This window comes from Aerococcus sp. 150760013-2, assembly GCF_053627715.1.
In genome coordinates this window covers 52,146-68,574 of record NZ_JBSEYI010000001.1, presented here as the reverse complement: position 1 = coordinate 68,574, position 16,429 = coordinate 52,146, and the positions used below count along the sequence as shown (strand labels likewise).

The 16,429-nt window shown below is 39.2% G+C and carries 14 protein-coding genes; 2 read left to right on the top strand and 12 right to left on the bottom strand.

Annotated elements, in window-relative coordinates; all coding sequences use genetic code 11:
* Positions 1-17: 17 nt before the first annotated feature.
* The 9 genes from ACUW85_RS00325 to ACUW85_RS00285 form a co-directional block, all read right to left on the bottom strand.
* A complete protein-coding gene (locus ACUW85_RS00325; protein WP_182023014.1) occupies positions 18-1,757 on the bottom strand; it encodes an ABC transporter ATP-binding protein in 1,740 nt (579 codons plus the stop codon).
* Positions 1,758-1,760: 3 nt separating this feature from the next.
* On the bottom strand, positions 1,761-3,470 hold the full coding sequence (locus ACUW85_RS00320; protein ID WP_182023015.1) for an ABC transporter ATP-binding protein: 1,710 nt from the start codon (positions 3,468-3,470) through the stop codon (positions 1,761-1,763).
* 283 nt (positions 3,471-3,753) lie between these two features.
* On the bottom strand, positions 3,754-5,667 hold the full coding sequence (locus ACUW85_RS00315) for a PTS fructose transporter subunit IIABC (protein WP_149314614.1): 1,914 nt from the start codon (positions 5,665-5,667) through the stop codon (positions 3,754-3,756).
* Between the two features lie 30 nt (positions 5,668-5,697).
* Complete coding sequence (gene pfkB, locus ACUW85_RS00310) at positions 5,698-6,615, bottom strand: 1-phosphofructokinase (protein WP_149314615.1); 918 nt, start codon at positions 6,613-6,615, stop codon at positions 5,698-5,700.
* The gene (locus tag ACUW85_RS00305; RefSeq protein WP_149314616.1) at positions 6,612-7,382 is read right to left on the bottom strand and encodes a DeoR/GlpR family DNA-binding transcription regulator; all 771 of its coding nucleotides are present in this window, start codon (positions 7,380-7,382) and stop codon (positions 6,612-6,614) included. The genes pfkB and ACUW85_RS00305 overlap by 4 nt, the downstream gene beginning before the upstream one ends.
* Before the next feature lie 176 nt (positions 7,383-7,558).
* The gene (locus ACUW85_RS00300; RefSeq protein WP_034252652.1) at positions 7,559-8,029 is read right to left on the bottom strand and encodes an NUDIX hydrolase; all 471 of its coding nucleotides are present in this window, start codon (positions 8,027-8,029) and stop codon (positions 7,559-7,561) included.
* A gap of 25 nt (positions 8,030-8,054) precedes the next feature.
* Complete coding sequence (locus tag ACUW85_RS00295) at positions 8,055-8,945, bottom strand: NAD(P)H-hydrate dehydratase (protein ID WP_048727250.1); 891 nt, start codon at positions 8,943-8,945, stop codon at positions 8,055-8,057.
* Positions 8,946-9,067: 122 nt separating this feature from the next.
* Positions 9,068-10,411 carry an NADP-specific glutamate dehydrogenase gene (gene gdhA / locus ACUW85_RS00290; protein ID WP_149255627.1) on the bottom strand — a complete coding sequence of 448 codons (1,344 nt, stop codon included), beginning with the start codon at positions 10,409-10,411 and terminating at the stop codon, positions 9,068-9,070.
* Between the two features lie 163 nt (positions 10,412-10,574).
* Complete coding sequence (locus tag ACUW85_RS00285; RefSeq protein WP_149314617.1) at positions 10,575-10,787, bottom strand: hypothetical protein; 213 nt, start codon at positions 10,785-10,787, stop codon at positions 10,575-10,577.
* Positions 10,788-11,163: 376 nt separating this feature from the next.
* On the opposite strand from ACUW85_RS00285, the gene nrdH reads away from it, so the two are divergent.
* Positions 11,164-11,385: a glutaredoxin-like protein NrdH gene (nrdH, locus tag ACUW85_RS00280; RefSeq protein WP_182023016.1), complete on the top strand. Its 222-nt coding sequence runs from the start codon at positions 11,164-11,166 to the stop codon at positions 11,383-11,385.
* A 115-nt stretch (positions 11,386-11,500) separates the two neighbouring features.
* Here the strand turns inward: nrdH and ACUW85_RS00275 are convergent, their stop codons facing one another.
* Genes ACUW85_RS00275 through trpX form a run of 3 tightly spaced genes read right to left on the bottom strand, consistent with a single transcriptional unit; the run spans position 11,501 to position 14,271 of the window.
* Positions 11,501-12,301 carry an ABC transporter ATP-binding protein gene (locus ACUW85_RS00275; RefSeq protein WP_016897159.1) on the bottom strand — a complete coding sequence of 267 codons (801 nt, stop codon included), beginning with the start codon at positions 12,299-12,301 and terminating at the stop codon, positions 11,501-11,503.
* Positions 12,301-13,191: an ABC transporter permease gene (locus tag ACUW85_RS00270; RefSeq protein WP_149314618.1), complete on the bottom strand. Its 891-nt coding sequence runs from the start codon at positions 13,189-13,191 to the stop codon at positions 12,301-12,303. The genes ACUW85_RS00275 and ACUW85_RS00270 overlap by 1 nt, the downstream gene beginning before the upstream one ends.
* Positions 13,192-13,203: 12 nt before the next feature.
* Positions 13,204-14,271, bottom strand: coding sequence for a tryptophan ABC transporter substrate-binding protein (trpX, locus tag ACUW85_RS00265; RefSeq protein ID WP_149314619.1), 1,068 nt, complete (start codon positions 14,269-14,271; stop codon positions 13,204-13,206).
* A 431-nt stretch (positions 14,272-14,702) separates the two neighbouring features.
* On the opposite strand from trpX, the gene ACUW85_RS00260 reads away from it, so the two are divergent.
* Entirely contained in the window at positions 14,703-16,367 is a 1,665-nt protein-coding gene (locus tag ACUW85_RS00260) for an NFACT RNA binding domain-containing protein (protein ID WP_149314620.1), read from the top strand.
* The last annotated feature ends 62 nt before the right edge of the window (positions 16,368-16,429 follow it).

The following is a 16,429-nucleotide window of genomic DNA, read 5'->3' as shown; positions in this document are numbered from 1 at the left end:
TCGCCTTCAATAAGGCCTTATTCAGCTTGGTGGTCAAATTGCGATTGGTATAGATTGAAGTACTTACCTTCTTTTTCTAATAAACTTTGATGGCTGCCTTGTTCTAAGACATGGCCGTTTTCCATATATAAGATTTGGTCGGCATTTTCAATCGTTGATAATCGGTGGGCTACGATAAAGGTTGTATGGTTGACCATCATTGCATCAAAGGTTTCTTGAATCGCCTTCTCCGTCATCGTATCAATTGAAGAAGTGGCCTCATCCAATATCAACATATCTGGGTCAGTGAGCATAATTCGCGCAATACAAATTAATTGTTGTTGCCCTTTAGAAATGTTGGCCCCATTCTCACTTAATTTAAACTGATAATCTTGGTCCATCTGCATGATCATGTCATGGATCTGGGCTTTTTTAGCCACAGCAACCACTTCTTCCATGGTTGAGCCCGACTTACCGTATGCAATATTGTCGAAAATGGTTCCTTCAAAAATCCAAGAATCCTGTAAAACCATCCCAAAGTTTTGTCGTAGATAGCTACGTTGCATATCTAAGGTGTTGACACCATCAATATAAATCCCGCCGGCTACTGGGTCATAAAATCGCATCAGTAGGTTGATAAGGGTCGTTTTCCCAGCTCCAGTAGGACCTACAATGGCTACCGTATCCCCAGCCTTGACATGGACGTTTAAGTCTTCAATTAAAGGTCGTTGGCTATCATAATGGAAGGTTAAGTCTTTAAAATCAACTGCACCTTCAACCGCTACAAGTTCAGCTTGGTCACGTGAAGGGGTCTCTTCTTTAGCACCCATCAGCTCATGGACGCGAGCAGCCGCAGCTAAAGATGTTTGCATTTCATTGATAATAGAAGAAATATCATTAAATGGCTTGTTGTATTGGTTGGCGTAAGTTAAGAATGAAGAGAAAATCCCCACACTCAATTGGCCAGATAATACAGTAAAAGCACCAACTACACCCACAGCAGCATACACAATGGAGTTTAAAACACGCGACGTTGGGTTAATTAAGGCCCCATAAAATTGTGACCACAGACCTGACTCATGCACTTTTTGGTTAATACTGGTAAATTGTTCAATGGCGTCGTCTTCAAAGGTAAAGGCACGGACAATCATTTGCCCTTGGGCCATTTCATCCACGTATCCACCGAGTTCCCCACGTAAATTGACCTGTTCAGTAAAGCGATGATAGGTTCTACTGGCAATAATATAAGAAACAACCACAGAAATTGGGGTCAAAATAATGACAATTAGCCCAATTTTAACATCTAGGGATAACATCATCACGATAACCCCGACAATTAAGATCACTCCAGAGAATAAGTTATTAAAACTCTGTAATAAACCATTACCGACTAAATCGACATCATTAATGACGCGAGAAACGAGGTCCCCTAAAGAATGGTTATCCACGTATGATAAAGGTAGCTTTTGGATCTTATTAAAGGCGTCTCTATGTAAGTCCGCAATAATATGGTAGGTTAGTCGGTTAGACATCTGGTTTTGTAAATACTGAGCTAGGGCTGCAATTAAGGCGAATATACCCAGCCAGATAATGGCTTGCCACAGAACTTTAAAATCCACTTGGTCCAGGCCAACGATTTCATTCACTGCCTGTCCGATTTGAATGGGTATTAAAACTTGGAAAAGGACAGTAATTGTCGAAAATAGGAATAGGCCGATTGTAGTCCAACGGTAACGTTTGATGTAATCCATCAGCCACGAGAATGTTGTTTTATCCATCTGCTAGTCCTCCTTTTCTTCTTGCATCTGTGAAGCAACAATCGCTTGATATATGCCACTGGTTGCTAATAATTCATCGTGACTACCAACTCCAGCACTGCGTCCATTATTCATGACTAAAATTTGATCAGCCTGTTGTACTGAAGATACTCGCTGTGAAATCATGATAATAGTGGTATTTAATTTGCTTAATGCTTGGCGTAATTTCGATTCAGTGGCGAAGTCTAAGGCACTTGACGAATCGTCTAGTATTAAAACTTGCGGGTGGCCAACCAAGGCCCGGGCAATCGTTAGCCTTTGCTTTTGTCCACCTGAAAAGTTTTTACCACCTTGTCGAACGAGCATGTCTAAGCCCTGGTCATTTTGAGCGACAAAGTCTTTGGCTTGTGCAATTTCTAAAGCTTGCCACAAGTCTTGGTCACTGATGTCCTTTTTGCCCATCAATAGATTATCTCTAAGGGTCCCTGTAAATAAAGAGGCTGATTGAGGGACTAGACCTATTTTTTGACGATAGGCATTCAGGTCTAAGTTCTGAATCAAGCTATCGTTAATGGTAATTTGCCCCTGGTTGACATCGTCATTACGTAACAACAAGTTAACTAAGGTCGATTTACCGGATGCCGTCCCCCCGATAATCCCAAAAAAAGAACCAGGTTTGATATCAGCTGTGATATTTTCAATGGTATTACGCTCTCCGTATCCAAAAGTTACATCATCAAATTGGATGGCCAAGGGTTCATGGCCAGAAAGTTTGTCCTGCCCACCTAAGATTTCTGGTTTAATGGCTAAAACCTCATCAATTCGGTTAATTCCTGCAATACCGCGACTAAATACAAGCAAGATATTCACAAGTACATTTAAAGCCAAGAGAATATTATTCATATACTGAACTAAGGCAACGACATCCCCTTGCATAAACTGGCCATTATTTACCAATCTTCCTCCGAAGAACAAGATAAAGGCAATGGCTAAGTTGACTAAGAAAAGACTTGACGGGTTAGCTAGCGCTTGGAAGGCGCCCATGGTTAATTGCTCGCCTCTTAAAGTCAGGTTTTGTTTTTCGAAACGATCGACTTCATGTTTTTCGTTGGCGAAAGCACGAATGTCCCGGATGCCTGAAAAGTTTTCACGCACGATACGTGATAATTGATCCATACGACGTTGGATTTGGCCATTTTGTTTATTGGTGAAAATATTAATGTATATCAAAATAGCACCAATGACCAATCCACCGATGATAAATATAGGCGCCAGAGTTGGACTCACATAAAAGGCCATCACAATTGAACCGATTAATAAGACTGGCACACGAGAACCCAAACGAATCATTAAAGCAATAGCCAATTGTAAGTTTTGTGTATCGTTTTCGATTCTTAGAACCACTGACGAAGCTGTAATAGTATCCAATTGCTTTCTATCCATACGGTTTAATGTTTTAAACATTTCTAACCGCACTTCAGTCCCAATATCCTGGGCAACTTTAGAAGCCAAATATTGACAAACCAAGGCCGTTAAATAACCTAGTAAAGGCAATACCGCTAACAAGATCCCTTGTCTTATGATGACTGATGGATTGTCTTGATTAATCCCTATGTTAATCAATCTAGCCATCACGATAGGCACTAATAACTCTAAGACGGCTTCGACTACTTTAGCCATAAATGCCAAAAAGGCTTGGCCTTTATTTTTAAGTAATATATCTTTAACCCGCATACACTCTCTCCTAGTACGATTATTTTCATTCTAAAATATCATACCACTAATTTTTGATTAGTTGGCGTTATTAAGCCTTTATCAACTTTCTTAAACAATTTTTTACTGATTTATTTTACAAACATACAAAAATAGGACAATCACTAGGGCCGCTTTATAAAATATGTGCTATTTCTCGTATAGCAGATTCGTTTCCTAATTTTGCAATACATGATATTATTAACCAAAAAAATGCACGAAACTCACCTTTCGGCAATTTCGTGCATTTTTTTATTTTAAATGATTATCTGTCTTCTTCAGCTACTGGTTTTTTCCAGAAACCTAAAACTAAGGCTGAGATAATTGAACCGATAATGACCGCTAAGATTAGCAGTAATGGTTGGTTACCTAACGCCACCATAGTGATGATACCACCATGTGGTGCAGGTACATTAGTTGTCCAGAATTGTGTTAAACCACCAGCAGCAGCGGCACCTAGCACGCTAGAAGTAATCACGCGTAATGGATCAGCAGCAGCAAATGGGATAGCACCTTCTGTAATGAATGTTAGACCCATAATGAAGTTTGTTAAACCTGATTGCTTTTCTGTCTTAGTAAATTTATTTTTAAATAAAACTGACGCCAAAGCGATTGCTAATGGTGGCACCATACCACCGGCCATAACTGCCGCCATGAATTTACCATCACCTGTATCTGTAAAGATACCGATAGAGAAGGCATAAGCTGCTTTATTGAATGGACCACCCATGTCGATTGCCATCATACCACCAAGTAAGGCACCTAGTAATACTAAGTTAGCAGTACCTAAACTTTCAAGGAAGTTCAACATACCGGTATTGATACCAGCAAAAATTGGCCCTAATATAAAGTACATGATAACACCAGTAATTAATAACGTAAGTACTGGGTAGAATAAGATCGTTCTAGTACCTGCAAGTGATTTTGGTAACCCTTTAAGCATTTCAATGACTAAGATTGTCACATAACCAGCAAGGAAACCACCAACTAAACCACCTAGGAATCCGGCACCAGCAGTATTTGCTAAGGCACCTGCAGAGAATCCGGCCACTAAGGCTGGTTGACCACCGATAGATTTAGCGATATTACCAGCAAATACTGGAATTAGGAAAGCAAAGGCTGCAGAACCGATACCATTGAAACCTAAGAATAAGGCAGATTCGCTACCGGCAAATCGTTCAATTAAGAATGAAATGGCAATAATAATACCACCAGCGATAACGAATGGTAACATTGCTGAGATACCGTTCATTAAGTCTTTGTATAATGACTTGAAGTTGAAACGACCTGAACCTGCACCGTCTTCACTTGAAGCATCATCTTCGTCTTGACGGTTAGTTGTGTAAACTGGTGCGTCGCCAGATAAAGCTAAATTAATCAATTCTTCAGTTTTGTTGATACCGTCAGCAACTGGACGTTCAACCACTTTTTTACCGTTGAAACGACCCATTGGGACATTTTTACTTACCGCAACAATGATTCCGTCAGCTTTGTCGATGTCTTCTTTAGTTAAACCATGTTTAACGCCTTCAGATCCACGTGTTTCAACTTTAATTTGTACGCCTAGTTCTTTTGCTTTTTTCTTCAAAGCATCTTCAGCCATATAAGTGTGGGCAATACCAGTTGGACAAGCAGTTACCGCAATGATATATGGTTGCTTTTCGTCAACGTCAGCTGCAGAAACATCAGTAGAAGATTCTTCTTCTTTGTTTTCTGCGTCTAATTGTGCTTGTGCTAAGTTTAAAATTCCTGTAACAGCTGCAGTATCTTGGGCACCTTTTAAAGCAGCAATGAAGTCTTCGTTCATTAGTAACTTAGAAAGTTCAGCAAGTACTTGTAAATGCGTGTCCGCAGAGCCACCTTCAGCAGCGATCATAAAGAACAATTCAGCTGGTTGGCCATCTAAAGATTCGAAGTCTAAACCGCCTTGTTTTTTAGCAAATACAACTGAAGTTTTGGTAACTGCTTCATTTTTCGCGTGAGGCATAGCGATACCATTACCTAAACCAGTACTCATAGTATCTTCACGTTTTTGGATGTCTGAACGGAAACTATCAAAGTCGCTCACTGCCCCAGTATCCACTAATTTCTGCGCCATCTCGTCTAAAATAGCGGCTTTGTTATCTGCCTTTACATCAAGAATCATTAACTCTTCACGTAAAATATCCGTAATTTTCATATCTATCTCCTTCATTTACGATTGTATACCTTATTTATGTAAAAATGATAGACCCACTGCTCCGTTTAAAGCATCAATGTCTTGCTTCTCTGCCAAGTCTTCTTTAAATGCTGTGGCACTCCCACTTTGTACCGCTAGCACAAAGGCTTGAGAAGCTGGTAAACCTTGTTGTAATCCAGCAACAAATCCGGCAATCATTGAGTCACCAGACCCAACTGTATTGATGACTTTACCTTGAGGTGCATCAGCCTTAACAATACGCTCTTTGTCAATAAATAAGGCACCGTCACCACCTAGTGATACAACGACGTTTTCTGCACCTAATTCTTGTAACTTCTTACCATATAAAACAACGTCATCTAGTGAATTGATTTCAACACCAAATAAGTCACCTAACTCATCCTGGTTTGGTTTGACTAAAAGTGGTGCCATTGGTAAGGCTTCGATTAATTCTTGGCTTGCTGTGTCAAAGATGAATGGAATACCGCGTTCTTTCAATAAGCTAATTAAGCTTAAATAGAAATCTTCTGGTAACCCTTGTGCTTTACTACCTGAAAGGACTATCAAGTCTTCTGAAGTCATCATCTGAATTTGTTGGCGCAATTGGTTAATCGCCTCTTCATCAATGACAGGGCCTGCACCGTTAATTTCTGTTTCATTTTTTCCTTTAGTCTTCACATTGATACGCGTTGGACTAGAAATTTCGATAAATTGAGTAGATGACCCTTCTTTTTCCAACCATTCGCGTATAAAGTCCCCTGAGAAACCACCTACAAAACCTAAGGCAATATTGGGTACTTCAAATTGGTTTAGGATTCGGGATACATTAATCCCTTTCCCACCTGGTAACATCTGTTCACGCGTTGATCTATTCGTCTTCCCTGTTTGGATCTCATCAATGTACATTAAGTAATCGATTGATGGATTTAACGTTAGTGTATAAATCAATTGTTTACCTCCTTTATTTTATATACTTGAGTAAAATCTTCTTTTGCATGTCGGTCTTTAAAAATATTTGTAACGACTTGAAATTCACAATTTAAGGTTACCGTGATTGGATAAGTTTTCTCAAACTTACTTTGGTCAATCATGACATGAACGTCTATACTTTGATAGGCTGCTTGCTCTTTCAAAAAGGCTTCCGCTTCGTCAGTTGTCGTCAGTCCATCATTTAAATCGATCCCATTCATTCCTAAAAACACATGGTGAAAATGGTATTTCTTTAATTGCTTATGAGCGCTTTGACCAACAATTGCTTGGGTATTACCCCGTAAGGTGCCCCCTAATAATTGGATATTCAAGCCTTTACCAGCTGCAACAATCGCTTGATTGACACCATTCGTGATGATATTTAATTGCATGTCTGGTGTGATGAAATCAAGCATTAGTAAAGAAGTTGTACCGGCATCTAGATAAATAGTTTCGCCTTTATCTATCAGACTCACTGCATATTGGGCAATCATTCGCTTCTCATTTGCATTATCGAGTACCTTGTCACTAAATCGGGGTTCTTCTCCAATTACAGGATTAGCACCCTTCTTCAACTTGGCACCACCATGAACGCGAATTAAGAGTCCTTCATCTTCCAGACTATCTAAATCACGACGCAAGGTTGACTCGCTGGCACCAGTCATGGTGACTAAGGTCTGCAAATCGACCATATGGTGCTGGTTTAAGTAATCTAAGATGATGGTTTTTCGTTCTTCTAATAACACCTTTTTCGAACTCCTTTCATGTAAATATTTTGTAAAGGAGATGCAAACGCTTACTCGATACCACAACCATTATACACGCAAAAACATTCAGAATCAATCATTTTCTTTCAAAATAAAAAAGAGAATAGCAAAATTCATGTCCTCTTCCATAAAAAATGCTTTTTTATGACCGCCTTTTACGCAAATCCTTCTTCTGAATAAAATGGTGGCTGCCCCAAATGTTGGATGGCGTGGTAACGATTTTGGACGATTTCATCCGCCATAGCCGGTAAATCGGACAAGTTCACCCATTTTAAATCATCATGTTTATCGGTTTCCATAATTTGCGGGGTACCCACAAATCGATTGCTCGTCAGATAAATATTATAGTAAGTAGTTTCATCATCTACACGTAGGTGGGTTAGACCCACAAATTCTAAATCGTCTGCCTGAATTTGAATGCCCAATTCTTCATAGACTTCTCGAACCATGGCTTGGCGTACCGTTTCCTGCGCTTCAACATGTCCAGATATACAATCCCACACATTCGCTAACATTTCCGTTTGCCCTCTGTGTTGTAACAGGACTTGCTTTTTTCCATCCAATTCCCGGGTTAAAATTAATATGCCCGCTGAAGGGTTATTATATCGCGATTTCCTACTTGCCATTTCATCACACTTTCTAACTGTACTTTTAAATTTCTTTCTTTGAGATTTCTTTCATTGCATATGGAATTTGTTTGCTAATTTGACTAGGTAGGACGACGTAATGGTATTCATACTGCTGGTCACCAATGTAGGAATGTAAGAAAACCGCCAGCTTAACTGCATCTGCAGTTTTGTTTAATTGACCTGCTAAACCAGCAATCATCCCCGCTAGCGTGTCACCCATACCGCCAGTTGCCATGCCAGGATTACCACCAGGATTTCGGTAACTTACCGGCTCATTTGGCACATAAATTTCCGTTGATGACCCTTTTAATACTAGGATAGTACCCGCTTGGTCTACCCAATTTTGAATACCCTCTTGGTCGTCGGCCCGGACTTTTCCTGCAGTTAGTCTACGCCATTCTCCTTGATGGGGTGTCAAAATGATTTCATGTTGATTATCAGGGGAAAGTAATTCTTGGATTTTCTTATCCTCATCTTCTGCCAAATCTGCCGCCAGTAAATTTAAAGCATCTGCGTCCAAGATGATCTTCAATGAGCGTTTAGAGGATGCAATTGTGGTTTTGATTAGCTTCCATAAGTCCAGATTATCCATCCCAAATCCGGGTCCAACCAACAATATATCCACTTTCTCAATCATCTTCTTGACAGCAAACACATCCGTCCAATCGATAATCATGGCTTCCGGCAAAACAGTATGGATAGCGGGCAAGTTAGCTGAATCAGTTGCAATCGTGGTTAAACCTGCCCCCGAATTGACTGTAGCCATGGTCGCCAATTGGGCAGCTCCACCCATGGCATGGTTCCCCGCAATAATCAGGACATGACCAAACAGGTTTTTATAGGCGTCCTCGTCACGAACTGGTATAAGTCTTTTAACAGCCGTTAAATTCAAATCAACCTTTGATAATGTCACAAACTTCACCCCTTTTCTTTCATTCTAGCACTAGTAAAAGAATATGCCTAACCCTTTACACGCAAAAAGGTTGACCATATTAGCCAACCTCTCGCTTACACATCGTGTGTAATGTATTTGAATTATACTAAACCTTGAGAAATCATTGCGTCTGCAACTTTTTTGAAACCAGCAATATTTGCACCGGCAATTAAGTTATCTTCTTTACCGTATGTGCTTGCAGCTTCTTTCGATTCGCTGAAAATATTTTTCATGATATCTTGTAACATGCCGTCAACTTCTTCAAATGTCCAACTTTGACGTTGGCTATTTTGTGCCATTTCTAGTGCTGAAACTGCTACACCACCGGCATTGGCAGCTTTCGCTGGTCCAACGTAAACATCATTTGCTAATAACGTTTCTGTTGCTGGTGCATCTAAAGGCATGTTAGCACCTTCAGAAATGAATTTCACGCCATTTTTAACTAATTGATCAGCTTGTGGTTTTTTCACTTCATTTTGTGTTGCTGCCGGGATTGCTAAGTCAGCTGCAATTTCGTGGTCCCAAACAGAACCTTCAAAGTAGCTTGCTGTAGATTTAGCTTCTGCATATGCAGTTAAACGTTCACGGCGAACTTCTTTTACATCACGTAAAAGGGCTACGTCGATACCAGTCTCATCGATGATGTAACCTGTTGAATCTGATACTGAAATCGCTGTACCGCCAAGTTCTTGAAGTTTTTCAGCAGCGTAGATAGCTACGTTACCCGCACCAGAAATAATCGCGCGTTTACCTTCAATTGTATCGTTTTTAGCTTTTAACATCTCGTTTAAGAAGTATACAGCACCGTATCCAGTTGCTTCAGTACGTGCTAATGATCCACCATATAATAATGGTTTACCAGTTAAGACACCATTTTCAAAGCCACGTAATTTTTTGTATTGGCCGAATAAAAAGCCAATCTCACGTCCACCAACACCGATATCACCGGCTGGTACATCTTTATCTGGACCGATATATTTTTGTAATTCCGTCATAAAGCTTTGGCAGAATCGCATAATCTCGTTGTCTGACTTACCTTTTGGATCAAAGTCAGCACCACCTTTACCACCACCGATTGGTTGGCCGGTAAGTGAATTTTTAAAGATTTGTTCAAAACCTAAGAATTTTAAGATACTTTGGTTTACTGTAGGATGGAAACGAAGCCCACCTTTATAAGGTCCTAGCGCTGAGTTAAATTGTACTCGGTAACCAGTATTTACTTGAGCATTTCCTTGATCGTCTGTCCAAGGAACACGGAAAGAAATGATTCTTTCTGGAATCGCTAGAACTTGTAGAATGTTTTTTTCTACATATTCAGGATGCTCTTCAATTACTGGCGCAACAGAATCTAAGAATTCGTCTAAAACTTGGATGAATTCTGGTTCAGCTTCGTATTGCTTGTGCCATTTTTCTTGAGTGACCTTAATATATTCTTGTGCATTCATGTTAATTCCTACTTTCTGTTCTTAATTATTACAATATAATGAGAACAGTACTTATTATATACAAAATCGCCAAAGAAGAAAAGTTTTTTATGACAAAATGATAAACAGTTTTACACGGAATTTTGAAAGTACCGTCTATTACGTTAGATTATCTGTCATTACCCTACTCCGCTGTCTGAATATCGGCCCATCTATAGTTGATATATGATTGACCTGGTCGGTTGATATCAGATACTTGTGGATTTTCTAAAATTGCTTGATAGGACTGATACACTGGAATTTGAACAGCATGGTCATCTAAACCAGTTTTTTCAAGGTTAATCGGTGTTTCCCATCTAGCACTTGCGTCACGGGCTTGCGCGCGGCTTTGGGCCACCAATTCATCCAATTGGTCATATTGGTAATTTCCTCGAGTTATAGTAGAATCAAACCGTTCTAAATAGTTGATTTTGATTCATTATAAAATCGTCCCCCTTGTTTTCAAGTTACAAGTGACAAAGGCCTTTATTTTTGGTAGAATTTGAACTTGGTTGTTTCGATCATTAATAATGAATGAAGTACCAAATTTGCACTTCTAAATCCTCATTAAATTTTGATAGATTTGGAAATTCCCATACATCAAGCTTTTAGAACGAGTTACATTTTTTGCTAAAAGAATTTAAGCTAAACAACTTGACTCAGGACTATAAACCCTATATATTGTGTTCATAAGATAAATCACAACTACATGTGGCATATTTAGGGGGATAATAATGGTAACTGTATATACAAAACCAAATTGCATGCAATGCAATTTCACAAAAAAATATTTAACTGAAAAAGAAATCGAATTTCAAACAATCGATATTACAGAATCAGAAGAAGCATTAGCTGAAGTTAAAGGCATGGGCTTCCAATCTGTACCTGTAATCGTTGCTGAAAACGAAGAAGCTTTCTACGGTTTCCAACCAGACCGTTTAGCAAAATTAGTTTAATCAAATTAAATGAAACGACTGAAGGATAAGCTTCAGTCATTTTTATAAAAAAAAGCGTCACGCCCTTTTCCTCATCATCATGATTAAGGATTTGGACTGTGACGCTTTTATTTGGTTAAATAGAACTTTCTTGTTCTTGATAGTCTGATTCAGCCAAGTCAGCCATGATTTGGTATAAATCACCTGCTGTTAACTGGTCTTTTTCTTCTTTACTAAAATCTTTAATGATTTTACCGTGGTGTAAAAGAATCATCCGGTTACCATATAGTAAGGCATCTTGTAGGTTATGAGTAATCATTAAGGCTGTTAGGTTATGGTCTTTTACTTGGTCAGATGAAATTTCTAGAATACGTTTAGATGTCTTTGCGTCTAAAGCTGCTGTATGTTCATCTAATAGTAAAATTTCTGGTTTAGTGATAGTTGCCATCAATAAGGCAATCGCTTGTCTTTGCCCTCCGGATAATAAGCCGATTTCAGCATCCAATCGATTTTCTAAGCCTAAATGCAATTGGCTTAATGCCTCTTGGAATTGTTTGCGGTTGTCCTCTTTAATAGCTAAACCTAGACCTCGTTTTTGACCGCGTTTCAAAGCTAATGATAAGTTTTCTTCAACGGTCATACGTGGTGCTGTCCCCATTGACGGGTTTTGGAATACACGGGAAACAAATTTAGCCCGGTCCTCTTCAGCAAGACGACTAATATCTTTATCGTTTAAAGTGATGGCACCGGAGTCTAACAGGAAGGTGCCGGCAATGGCGTTCAATAGGGTTGATTTCCCTGCCCCGTTACCCCCAACAATGGTAATGAAGTCGCCCTTCTCTACTGTTAATGATAAGTCATCTAGGGCTGCAAAGGCATCCGGTGTTCGTTTGTTAAATACTTTTCTCGCTTGGTTAATTTCTAATAAGGTCGTCATTATTTAGCCACCTTTCTGTATTCACGGTAGTCAGCCACTTTATTTTGAATGGTTGGAACTGCCAGACATAAAGCAACGATAATTGCTGAGAATAGACGGAAGTCATTCGCTTCAAAGTTCATCATTAAGACAATCGTTAATAGTAAACGGTAAATAATTGAACCAACTAGGATTGTGATAAAACGAACCCCTAATTTCACATTGCGGAATAGGACTTCCCCGATAATAATAGAAGCTAAACCGATAACAACAGTACCAACACCCATTTGAATATCAGCATAGCCGTTATCACTAGAGACAATATAACCTGACACAGCAATCAATCCATTGGCTAGCATGTAACCAAGCATAGTCATTTCTGACGTTTCAATCCCTAGTGATTTAGCCATTTGCATGTTATCACCTGTTGCAATCAAAGCTTGCCCCATTTCTGTTTTAAAGAAGTAAGTTAACAGGAAAATAATAGCTGCCACAACGATTAAACCAATCACAATGGTATCTACATTACGTGGCAAGGATGAACCAGCAATCGCGTTTTTTAAAGTCGTCACCGTTGATAATGACATGTTGGCCTTACCCATGATTTTCAAGTTGATTGAGTAAATCCCTGTCATGGTAATAATCCCTGCTAATAACGGATTAATTTTCAAGCGGGTTACTAAAAACCCTGTAATAGCACCTGCAGCCATACCTGCTAAAAATGAAATCAACAATGTCGTAAAAGGATCAATATTAAAGTAAAGCATTTGGGCACCAATGGCACCACCCAATACAAACGACCCTTCAGTTGTCATATCCGGTGCATTTAAAATTCTAAAAGTAATATAGATTCCAAGACCCATTACAGCCCAGATTGTCCCTTGAGAAAAAGCACTAATTATCATGTCCATATGGTCCCCTCCTTATTCGCCAACTAATTCAGCGTATTCGTCACTGTTAACATCAATTGCCGCATCAATCAATTCTTCTGGTAGTTCAAAGCCCAATTCTTCAGCTTTAGGTGTATTGATGTAGGTATCTGTTTTGTCATTATAGATAATTGGATAAGTTGCTGTATCTGCGCCTTCAATGACATCTGCTACTACTGTCGCTGTATCTAAACCGAATTGATATTGGTTGATACCAACTGTCGCTAACCCACCGTCAGCAACCATAGCGTCTACTACTGGAATAACTGGAATGCCGTTTGCATCTGTTACTTGAATTAAGGTATCCATAGCACTAGCAATTGTATTGTCATTTGGTACCCAGATAACATCCACTTGGCCAGCCAATTGTTCAGCAACTGATGCTAGGTCATTTGTTGAAGTAATGGTAGATTCTACTACGTTCAATCCTCTTGATTCAGCTTCAGCCTTGGCTTCACTAACCGTTTTGGTTACATTCGATTCTGAAGAATTGTAAATAATGCCGACATTTTCCATATCTGGTAAAATTTCTTGCATTAAATCAAATTGTTCTGCAACTGGTGCCATATCTGTAACCCCTGTTACATTAGCCCCTGGTTTTTCATCAGAAGCGATAAAACCGTTGTTAGCTGGGTCTGATACCGCAGATAAGATTACCGGACGATCGCCGTTAGCAGCATTGGCTAAAGCTTGAGCAGCTGGCGTTGCGATGCCGACTAAAATATCTGCATTTTCAGCAAGAAAAGCATTCGCAATCATGGCTAAATCAGATTGGTTTCCTTGGCCATTTTGGTAGTCAATTGTGATGTTTTCACCATCTACATAGCCACGCTCAGCCATGCCATCATAGAAACCATCTTTAATTTGGTCTAATGAAGGATGTTGGATAAATTGTAATAAACCGATAGTGATGTCTTCTTCTGTTTCCACTAATTGAGATTTATCCACCTCTTGACCTGTAGCTTCTAGCCCTTCTCGTTTTGCAATAAGGGTTGGCATTGCTAGATATAATGCAAAAAGGGCAAGCACTAATACCGCACCCATACTTGAAATTTTCTTCATGTCTTTCCTCCTAATTTTGACAATAAAAAACGCCCCACTCTAAACTGTAGGACGCTGGGTCCCACATAGTTGATTGATAAATCATTACTATCATGTCTATGTGGGGGTTATTTTGAAAGGCTCAAATTTTGTCTCCACATAAATACAGTCCAGAAAACTGAAGTTGTATCTATGCGCACTCGTGCAGATACAACTAATTCATGTGGCTTTGCCAGTATTTCATTGTTTGCACAGCAGTTAACATTTGAGTGGCTCCCTTCGTCTTTGATATCTCATTAAACAAATATTAACAAATCATGAGAAAAATGACAAGCATAATATCTGGAATATGAGCATTTTTGCCTAGAAAAAATCTTGTCAGCGAAAAATCGCAACTTTTGCTAAAATCGCCAATATCCCTTATAATGAAACGCTAGGAAGGTGGTGCTTACATGTCATTTGACGGTATGTTTACCCATGCACTGATTAAAGAATTAAACACAACATTTGCGGGCGGACGCATTCATAAAATCCAACAGCCATACGATATGGAGTTGGTCTTAACAATTCGCGCAAATCGCAAAAACCACAAATTATTGATTTCAGCCCATCCAAGTTTTGGGCGTATCCAAGTCACAGAACAAGCTTATAATAACCCAGAAACCCCACCAAACTTTACTATGGTATTGCGTAAGTATGTTGAAGGGAACATTATTGATAGCATTGAACAGTACGACAATGATCGGATTATCCTCTTCAATTTAACTAGACGAGATGAATTAGGCGACGCTAGCCAGCAACAATTGATTGTTGAAATTATGGGTCGTCATTCAAATATCTTTTTATTAGATAAGGATAAAAAGATTATCGATGCCATCAAACATGTGCCCATGTACCAAAATACTTTTAGAACGATCCTACCTGGGGCGACTTACCAACTGCCCCCAATCCAAAACCAGGTTAATCCCTTTAAGGTTGGCGAAAACTTTGAATCCGACAAGTCCTTAATGACAGCTAAATTCTTACAGAGTCAACTTATGGGATTAGGTCGTGATTCAGCAATTGAATTGGCAAGCTTAATTGAAAAAGATAGTCGTAAACCTTATCAAGTGATTCAAGACTTCTGTGCGGACTTTGAAAATCCAAATCCAACCTTAGTGGTCCAAGATGATAAGCAACATTTCTTAGTCTTCCCTTACACAACAATTTCAGGGGAAGAAAGTCATTATGACGATTTGAGCGCCCTATTAACGGCTTATTATGCAGAGAAGAGTAAGCATGATTATGTCCGTCAAGTCGGTAATGCCATTATTCAAGTCGTTGAGAAGAATCTGACTCATCAACACAAACGGTTGGCTAATTTAAACCAGGATATGGAGAAATCATCTAAGGCCGACATTTTCCAGTTAAAAGGTGAATTATTGACAACCTTCCTTTACCAAATTGAAAAAGGCCAAACTGAAGTAACTTTAGCCAACTACTACGACAATGATCAACCCATTACGATTAGCTTAGACCCTGCCTTAACACCGTCACAAAATGCGCAGAAATACTACCATAAGTATAATAAACTACGGAATGCCATCAATCATATCGAAAAACAAAAAGTCGTTGCTGAAGCTGAGATCCAGTATTTAGAATCCATCCAAACCCAATTGAACTTCGCCGAACCAAATGAATTGGCGGATATACGGGATGAATTAATTGACCAGGGTTATCTTAAAAAACAAAAACAAGATAAGAAAAAACGGTCAAATAATGGCTCAGCTAAACCGCGTGAATATAAAACAGTGGAAGGTAACCGGATTTTAGTTGGTCGAAACAACAAACAAAACGACCAATTAACCATGCGCCAGGCCAATAAAAACCACTTTTGGTTCCATACCAAGGATATTCCTGGTTCACATGTTATTTTAGAAACCGATGAACCTAGTGAAGCTGAAATCATCCAAGCAGCTGAATTAGCCGCAGCCTTTTCAAAATATAGCCAATCCAATAATGTGCCCGTTGATTACACGCAAGTAAAACACGTGAAAAAACCAAACGGAAGTAAACCTGGATTCGTGAATTACTTTGAACAAAAAACGATCTTTGTCACACCAACAAAAATCGTTTAAGTGTCGATATTAAAAACTCATCACTGAATATACAAAAAGACCGATTGGCAGATTGCTCCCCC